We start from the raw sequence: 6,965 nt of genomic DNA, 5'->3' as shown, positions 1-6,965 counted from the left end.
AAGAAAGGCTGGGAGACACCAACTGGCGAATGGCAAGTCATGGAAAAAATCAAAAATCCCGCTTGGACGAGTTTTAAAACTGGCGAAGTATTTCCCCCTGGGGTGGAAAATCCGCTCGGCTCCCGCTGGATTGGCTTTTGGACGGATGGACAAGATGTAATTGGTTTTCATGGTACTCCCAATGTCAAATCGATCGGGACGGCGGCATCACACGGCTGTGTGCGGATGCTAAATCGCGATGTCAAGGCCATGTTTCGCCTAGTTAAAGTGGGCACTACCGTAAAAGTAGTCAACGAATAAATCATAAAAAAGAGTGAAAAAGTACTTTTCACTCTGGAAGTTTATTCTACTTAAATGGAATTAGGCTACCCAACTCATACTTCTATCTAGATGGGATATAACGTCATTATGTTCCACAATTTAGGGTGTCGATCGCATCGATCTTTGTCACATTTCTTTACAAAATTAATTGAGAATTGTCGCCGCTTCTCCCAGCAGATTCTAGATACTAATTCAACGATCGGTGGCGGTCGTAAATAGCCCGAGTTCGCTAATCACGGCCATCGAGGAAGTATGTAAATCGATTAGAAGCTGCTTCCCGCGCACGTTGTAAATCCGATCGCCAGCGGGAAATTACTTATAAAAAGCGCAATTATTTGACTCGATCGGGCGAGGATAGATTCTTAAATTTTTTGAGAGATTAACGCAATTGGCTGGATTAAGTATGTTCGGTGACAGTAAGCGCTCGCGACATACATTCAAGATGACGGTGACGATCTTACGAACGCAAAATAAGTACAGATGGATACCACACGCATTTTTAATAGTGCTAAATTTTTCCAACCAACTGACGGCGAACCGATTCGTTCGGTGATTTCCACGTCCCCAGCAGCAGTAATTGTCGCTTGGTATATCCAGCCACATCAAGAAATACCCGCACACATCCACCCGCAGGGACAAGATACTTGGACGATTTTATCTGGCGCAGGAGAATATTATCTCGATGGAGCCGGAACGACAAAATCGATCCGCATGGGCGATGTGGCGATCGCGCCTGTAGGGTGCATACATGGGGTGGTCAATCTTAGCGATGACGATCCCTTAATTTTTATATCTGTAGTATCACCTGGAGATGCCGGATATCAACTGGTAAAATTTGGCGCAGTTCTGATTGAGCTGTAAAGCGTTTGCAAGATCTAGCAGTTGCCAGTCGCTCGCTAACTTGAAATTGGCGTAACATACATCATCGATCGGGATGACCCGCCCCTTGTAACAAAAATTATCTTTTTTTTAATAATTGACCGCCGATCCTCTACGATCTTCTCCAGACCACTATTAGATTTAATATCTACACACTTCTTCATAAACAAGCTACGAGCAGGCGAAACGTTTTAATCTGAAAGCTGAACTGGTTTTACTAGTTACATTTTTTAGCTTTGGGAGCGCCGAGATTTAAGCACCTCGATCGCCCTACTTATTCAAACGGTGCGATCGTCGCTAGACGATGCGCTAGCTTCGAGTTGGTAAATGCTCGTACCATTGGCAGTAAACGATCCGATCGGGAGTAACATTCGAGTGAGACTCTCGCGTTGTTTCCACCGATCCCCGGATTTTACCGCCTCATCCAAGCAGGTACCAGACCTGGCACGTAGCTCGATTAGGCTTAATACAGTAAAAAAATATTCGGTTGGGAGATTTAAGATCTAATGAGTGTTAAGGCAAGTGGTGGCGGCTCTCTATCCCGTCCAAATTTATATCAAACACTGCCCGTTGCGACCATTTCGCAAGCTGAACAGCAAGATCGGTTTCCCGCAATGGGCGAACTGAGCGAACTGAAAAGCTACTTTGAGTCTGGAGCCAAACGGATCGAAATCGCCAAGACAATTAGCGATAAGTCCGAATTGATTGTCTCGCGAGCGGCGAATCGGATTTTCGTTGGCGGTTCGCCGATGGCATTTTTAGAAAAGCCGATGGTCGTCGAGGAGACCAAAAAAGTAGCGACAACTTTTGCCAGCGGTACAAAACAAACTGAATCCACACTCGGGACTGTAACTTTTGTTGAGGAAAAAGGGAGCTTTTTCTCTAGCATTACTTCCTTATTCACGGCAACTGGTTCTGGTGCAATTCCGCCAGGTTTTCAGCCAATTAATATCTCCTTGTACGGCCCTGCAAACATGCAGAAATCCTTACGGGATATGAGCTGGTTTCTCCGGTACCTGACTTATGCGATCGTCGCTGGCGATCCGAATATCATTACGGTCAATACGCGCGGACTCAGAGAAATAATTCAAAATGCTTGCTCGGTTCCGGCTACCATCGTCGCGCTCCAAGAAATGCGCGCTGGTTCGCTGGGCTACTTTAGCAAGGATAAAGAAGCTCAAGAAATCATCAACCAGTACTTTGAAGTAATGATTGGTGAGTTTAAAGCTTCCGCACCTGCTAATAAACTCCGCCAGCGCAACTCCGACGACCAACAAGGCTTGGAACTCCCCCAAATCTATAATGCTGCTGCCGAACGTCGCGTCAAGTATGCGATGAAAACAGGCTTGTCGGCAGTTGAAAAAAATGATGTCATCAAAGCCGCCTATCGCCAAATCTTCGAGCGCGACATCACCCGCGCCTACAGCTTATCGGTGTCCGATCTAGAATCGAAGGTCAAAAACGGCGAAATTTCGATGAAGGAATTCGTCCGCCGCTTGGCAAAATCGCCACTGTATCAGAAAAACTTCTTCCAACCCTACATTAACAGTCGGGCATTAGAACTAGCCTTCAAGCACATTTTGGGTCGGGGGCCATCCTCGCGCGAAGAAGTGCAGAAGTATTTTAGTATCGTCTCGGCTAAAGGCTTAAATGGGCTGGTAGATGCCCTGGTAGACTCAGCAGAGTACTCTGACTACTTCGGTGAAGAAACAGTGCCGTACATTCGCGGTTTGGGTCAAGAAGCTCAAGAATGCCGCAATTGGGGGCCTCAGCAGGACTTATTCAATTACAGCGCCCCTTTCCGCAAAATTCCGCAGTTCATTACCACCTTTGCTGCTTACGAGCAGCCGTTAGCCGACCAGCACGTCTATGGCTCGGGTAACGATCCGCTCGAAATTCAGTTTGGGGCGATTTTCCCCAAAGAAACTCGCAATCCCAGCAACTCGCCAGCACCATTCGGCAAGGATACGCGCCGAATTTTGATCGCGCAAGGGCCTGGTATTAATAACCAAGTTAGCAATCCTGGTGCGCGGGGTGTCACTCCTGGCACGTTGGGCGCGAAGATCTTCAAGCTGGATCAACTACCTGGCTTTACAGGTATTGGTAAAAAATCCAAATCCAGTCAAGGTGTCAGTACTTCCTTTACTGAAGGCTCCACGCAAGCAGTAATTAAAGCCATTTATCTGCAAGTAATGGGTCGCGAAGTATACGAAGGACAACGCCTCAAAGTTCAGGAAATCAAACTCGAAAACGGCGATATTTCCGTCCGAGAATTTGTCCGCGACTTGGCAAAATCCGATTTATTCCGCAATACTTACTGGACGAAACTCTATGTAACTAAAGCGATCGAATTCATGCACCGCCGCTTATTGGGTCGTCCGACCTACGGGCGTCAGGAAATGAATAAATACTTCGATCTCGCTGCCAAGAAGGGCTTCTACGCGATCGTCGATGCGATGATCGACTCGACAGAGTACGTCGAAAGCTTCAACGAGGACATGGTGCCCTACAATCGCTACCTCACCCCTGCGGGTGTCAGCGGTCGGAATCTCCGGGTCGGCAGTATCGGCGACACGGGTGTCGGCATCGTCACTCAAGCGCAATCGGAAGCAACACCCCGATTCGTCGAACTTGGTGCGATTACCGGAACTCGATCGCAACCCGATATCGAATTCCGGATCGATCAAGGCGTCAGCAAAAAACGCGAACAAACCAAAATCTTCAAGCTTACCCAGGCTGTCGATAAAACACAGCTCAAAACGGTCATTCGCGCCGCTTATCGCCAAGTCTTCGAGCGGGACATCGAGCCATACATCGTGGCAAATGAATTCCGGGCGCTCGAAAGTAAGCTCGGTAACTCCGAAATCAACCTCAAAGAGTTCATCGAAGGACTCGGTTGTTCTGGCTTATACCTCAAAGAGTTCTACACTCCTTATCCCAATACCAAAGTAATCGAACTAGGTACCAAGCACTTCCTCGGACGTGCGCCCCTAGATCAAGCGGAAATCCGTAAATACAACCAAATCCTAGCAACCCAAGGGATTAAAGCCTTCATCGGCGCAATGGTTAACGGTGCCGAATATTGCCAAGTATTTGGTGAAGATGTAGTGCCCTACAACCGCTTCTTGACCTTACCAGCCGCCAACTATCCGAATACTCAAACTCTCTACAACAAGCTCACCAAACAAGATAAGCAAGTTGTAGTGCCGAGTTTTGATACCATCAAACCTCGGATGGACATGGCAAAACTGCCGATGACTGGTAAAGCGATCGCCGATAACGCCGCTGCGACCCGTTCCAAAGAGTCAGAACTAGTAGCATTAGGTCGTTCCTCTAGCTTGGCGACTAGCGTCCAGCCTGTGGCAACCGCGATCGAGCGCGAATCCGCCCGCATTTTCCGGATGAATGCTAGCACCAGCCCAGCAGAAGCGACACTAGCCATCGAAGCGCTATATCTGCAAGTAATGGATCTGGGTGCAGGTCAAATTCCCGAACGGTACCGCCGTCAGGACTTAGAAACCCAAGTGCGTACTGGCGAGATCGCGATCCGCGATTTCGTGCTGGCATTAGCTAGCTCGGATGCCTACATCGAGCGATTCTACACGCCATACCCCAATGCCAAAGCGATCGAATTCTTGTGTCGTCACTTATTGGGTCGCGCACCACTCAACCAAGCAGAGATTAACGACTACAATCGGATCGTCGCCGAGCAAGGCTTTATGGCAGCCGTCAGCACGATCGTTCAAAGTGTAGAATATGCCCGTTACTTCGGCGTTGATGTAGTACCCTACCATCGCGCTCCTTCGCTGGCTGCTGCTAACTAAATTGTAAATTTTTAGGCTCAGGCAAGTTGGGGAAAATAACCTAGCTAGATGGATGAGTACAATGGGAACATAGGTGAGATTAAGTTCTCACCTATTTTTTTCGGGTCGGGATTTAGGGGTAATGGGTAATGGGTAATTTTGACTATCGGGCAACTCCGATCCAAACTGACGTAAGAGTCGATCGATCCGGATGTTAAATTGTAAAGAAATGCAAATATAATTAAACTGAATAGAGTATTCATTTCTAAATTCAACTGTACAGAGGTATTACTAATAGATGCGTGTAGCCATTGCAGGAGCAGGTTTAGCTGGACTAGCTTGTGCTAAATATTTATCAGATGCCGGACATACCCCCATCCTATTTGAGAGTCGAGATGTGTTGGGTGGTCTGGTCGCAGCGTGGAAAGATGAGGATGGCGACTGGTATGAAACTGGACTCCATGCCTTTTTTGGGGCTTATCCCAACATGCTCCAATTGATGAAAGAATTGGGGATCGAAGACCACTTGCAATGGAAAGAGCACGCGCTGATTTTCAACCAGCCAGAGAAGCCCGGTACCTACTCATATTTCAGCGTGCCAGACATCCCCGCACCGTTTAATGTCATTGCTTCGATCCTTCGCAATAACGACATGCTCACTTGGGAGCAAAAGATTAAATTTGCCCTCGGGTTATGGCCAGCCGTCTTGCGGGGACGCCAATATGTCGAAGATATGGATAAATATAGTTTGCTGGAGTGGCTGCGTCGTCAGGGTATCGACGACCGCGTGAATTCCGATATCTTTGTGGCAGCATCTAAAGCGCTAACTTTTATCAATCCCGAAGATGTCTCCGCCACAATTCCCCTCACCGCGATCAACAAGTTTCTCAAAGAACGCTACGGCTCCAAAATCGCCTTTCTAGACGGGTCGCCGACCGAACGCTTGTGTCAGCCTATCGTCGAGCATTTTCAAGCCCGTGGCGGCGAAATTCGGATGGAACGACCGCTCAAACAGATCGTCCTCAACCCGGATGGGACAGTAGAGCATTTTGTGATGCGGGGAATTAACGGTCGCGCTGATGAAATCGTTGTGGCGGATGCTTATGTCTCGGCAATGCCTGTCGATGTCATCAAGACCTTGATGCCCGAGCCGTGGCGCAAGATTGAGTTCTTTGAAAAGATGCAGGAACTAGAAGGCGTGCCAGTAATTAACCTGCATCTGTGGTTCGATCGCAAGTTAACCGATATCGATCATTTGCTCTTTTCGCGATCGGATATTCTCAGCGTCTATGCCGATATGAGCGTAGCTTGCAAAGAGTATGAAGACCCAGATAAATCCATGCTCGAATTGATTATCGCCCCGGCTAAAGACTGGATCGACAAATCGGAAGAGGAGATCGTTGTGGCAACGATGACCGAACTAGAACGCTTGTTTCCGCAACATTTGACTGGCGATAATCCCGCAAAATTACGTAAATCAAAAGTAGTTAAGACACCCCGCTCGGTATATACTGCATCTCCGGGGCGACAAGAGTGCCGACCCACCCAATCGACCCCAATTGCCAATTTCTTTCTGGCAGGTAGCTATACGCTGCAAGAGTATCTTGGGAGTATGGAAGGTGCCGTGCTTTCTGGTAAGCTTGCAGCACAGGAGATCGCCAATTATCAACCGACGGTAGCAAAACCGCTGGTTACTGCAATTTAGAGGATAAGGGATAGGGAATAGGGAATAGGGAAACACACAACCGTTAAACGATCCTCGATCGTTGGTAGTGCTAACACACCGCCTCAACTCCAGTGCTATTTCAAAGTCAACTCTATCCCCTATTCCCTATCCCCTATCCCCTACCTAGTCCCTAGTCTCGTGCCAATGCTGCAACTGGATAAGTCCCTACCGATCGTGACAATGCTAACATCGACCGAGGAATCATACGAACTCTGTCGCCAAATAACTGCCCAATA

4 protein-coding genes are annotated in these 6,965 nt (G+C 48.0%); all 4 read left to right on the top strand.

The window, feature by feature from the left end; genetic code table 11:
• Window positions 1–300 (top strand): L,D-transpeptidase (locus RMO35_RS05615; protein ID WP_309739192.1); only part of this gene is annotated, 300 nt, incomplete at its 5' end.
• A 501-nt stretch (window positions 301–801) separates the two neighbouring features.
• Window positions 802–1,182 (top strand): cupin domain-containing protein, encoded by a 381-nt coding sequence (locus RMO35_RS05610; RefSeq protein ID WP_309739191.1) that lies wholly within the window; start codon window positions 802–804, stop codon window positions 1,180–1,182.
• A gap of 524 nt (window positions 1,183–1,706) precedes the next feature.
• Window positions 1,707–5,024 (top strand): phycobilisome rod-core linker polypeptide, encoded by a 3,318-nt coding sequence (locus RMO35_RS05605; RefSeq protein WP_309739188.1) that lies wholly within the window; start codon window positions 1,707–1,709, stop codon window positions 5,022–5,024.
• A 277-nt stretch (window positions 5,025–5,301) separates the two neighbouring features.
• On the top strand, window positions 5,302–6,708 hold the full coding sequence (pds, locus tag RMO35_RS05600) for a 15-cis-phytoene desaturase (RefSeq protein WP_309739187.1): 1,407 nt from the start codon (window positions 5,302–5,304) through the stop codon (window positions 6,706–6,708).
• Window positions 6,709–6,965 lie beyond the last annotated feature (257 nt).

It is taken from the genome of Chamaesiphon sp. OTE_20_metabat_361 (genome assembly GCF_031364565.1).
The sequence above is the reverse complement of the archived record's forward strand: the minus strand, read 5'-3'. Positions and strand labels throughout refer to the sequence as shown.

Coding starts and splice junctions, on each gene's coding strand:
- RMO35_RS05605 (WP_309739188.1), top strand. CDS start 1,707: ATGAGTGTTAAGGCAAGTGGTGGCGGCTCTCTATCCCGTCCAAATTTA.
- pds (WP_309739187.1), top strand. CDS start 5,302: ATGCGTGTAGCCATTGCAGGAGCAGGTTTAGCTGGACTAGCTTGTGCT.
- RMO35_RS05610 (WP_309739191.1), top strand. CDS start 802: ATGGATACCACACGCATTTTTAATAGTGCTAAATTTTTCCAACCAACT.